The following is a 1728-nucleotide window of genomic DNA, read 5'->3' as shown; positions in this document are numbered from 1 at the left end:
TGGCGGCGGCCGGGTCCCGGTCCGCCCAGCTGCGCGGCGGGGGTGGGCCGTCCCCGCGCGGCCCGCGGACGGACGGCAGCGCGGAGTCCGGCAGGGCGAGCGCACGCTGCACGGCCGAGAACCACTGCTCGGCCTTGCGCCGGGTGGCCTTGCCCGAGAAGGGCCGCAGGGCTACGAGCTGCTCGACCGAGGTCGGCAGGGCGGTCGCGGCCGCGACGATGGCGGAGTCCGGCAGGACCCTGCCCGGTGACAGGTCACGTCGGCGCGCCTCGGCGTCCCGGAGGAGCCACAGCTCCCGGGCGACCGCGACCCGGCGCGCGTCGCGCAGCGTGTGCAGGCCGGAGATGCGCCGCCACGGGTCGACCCGCGGCGGCGCGGGCGGCGCGGTGCGCACCGCCTCGAACTCCTGGCGGGCCCACTCGGCCTTGCCGGCGTCCTCCAGACGTCGGCCGAGCTCCTCGCGCAGCAGGACGAGCACCTCGACGTCGAGCGCCGCGTACCGCAGCCACTCGGCGGGCAGGGGGCGCGTCGACCAGTCGACGGCCGAGTGCTCCTTGGCCAGGCCCAGGCCCAGGACCTCGGCGACCACGGCCGCCAGGCCCACCCGCTCCATGCCGAGGAGCCGCGCCGCGAGCTCGGTGTCGAAGACGGCGTCCGGGCGCATGTTCTGCTCGGCCAGGCCCGGGAGGTCCTGCGACGCGGCGTGGAGCACCCACTCCACACCCTCCAGCGCTCGGGACAGCGCGCCGAGGTCGGGCAGGGGAACGGGGTCGATCAGCGCGGTGCCGGCTCCGGCTCGCCGGAGCTGGACCAGGTAGGTGCGCTGCCCGTAGCGGTAGCCGGAGGCACGCTCGGCATCCACGGCGACGGGCCCGGTACCCGCGCGGAACGCCTCCACCACGTCCGCCAGCGCTGCCGGTGTCTCGACGACCGGGGGGACCCCGTCGCTCGGGTCGGTGAGCGGGGTGATGTCCGGCTCGTCACGCGGCGCGGCGTCCTGGCCGACGGTCGTGGGCGGGGGCATGCGACCACGCTAGACGGTCCGCACCATGCTCCCCGTGCCGACAGGCCGGGCGGGCGGGCCGGGCCGACGGTGCCCGAGACGGCCCGAGACTGCCCGGGAGTGCGCCGTCAGCGCAGCAGGGAGCTCCGGATCGCGAACGCGACCATCTCGGCCCGGTCGCCGGTGCCGATCTTGCGGGAGATCCGCGCCAGGTGGCTCTTGACGGTGAGGGCCGAGAGCTGGAGGACCTCGCCGATGTCCCGGTTGGTGCGCCCCTCGGACACGAGCTGGAGGACGCCGAGCTCGCGTGCGGTGAGCTCCGGGCCGGTGCGGGCGGGAGCCGGCGCACGGCCGACGATCCGGACGGCCCCGGGGGTCTCGGCCGTCACGGCGCCGCGGACACCGCCGCCGAGGAGGGCCACCAGCTCGCGGCGGCCGGCCTTGCGCGTGAGCAGCACCGCATGGGTGGACTCGCGGCGACGCAGGGTCCGCAGCAGCGAGGTGCCGTCGCCCTCGCCCAGCTCGGGGACCACCAGGCACAGCGGCGCACGACCGGGCCGACGCTGAGGGGTGCCGACGACGGTCCGACGGGCGACGGGAGAGGCCGAGGCCGGGGTACCGCTGGGACGACCCAGCGTGGGTGCGGTGCGGACGTGCTCGACGGTCACGGGGTGCTCCCGGGGTAAGGCGCGAAGCGATCGGTGCTGCTGATGCCGGTCCATCGG

General features: G+C 76.9%; 2 protein-coding genes. Both read right to left on the bottom strand.

Annotation, left to right across the window (positions count from 1 at the left end):
• Positions 1-1024, bottom strand: a 1024-nt coding sequence (locus N866_RS18040; protein WP_034229278.1) for an HRDC domain-containing protein, incomplete at its 3' end; no start/stop codon positions are given.
• 107 nt (positions 1025-1131) lie between these two features.
• Positions 1132-1671 (bottom strand): helix-turn-helix transcriptional regulator, encoded by a 540-nt coding sequence (locus N866_RS22655; protein ID WP_281173281.1) that lies wholly within the window; start codon positions 1669-1671, stop codon positions 1132-1134.
• Between the last annotated feature and the right edge of the window lie 57 nt (positions 1672-1728).

The sequence above is a fragment of the Actinotalea ferrariae CF5-4 genome, from assembly GCF_000603945.1.
GTDB classification, from domain to species: Bacteria; Actinomycetota; Actinomycetes; order Actinomycetales; family Cellulomonadaceae; genus Actinotalea; species Actinotalea ferrariae.
This window is presented reverse-complemented; position numbering and strand designations above follow the sequence as displayed.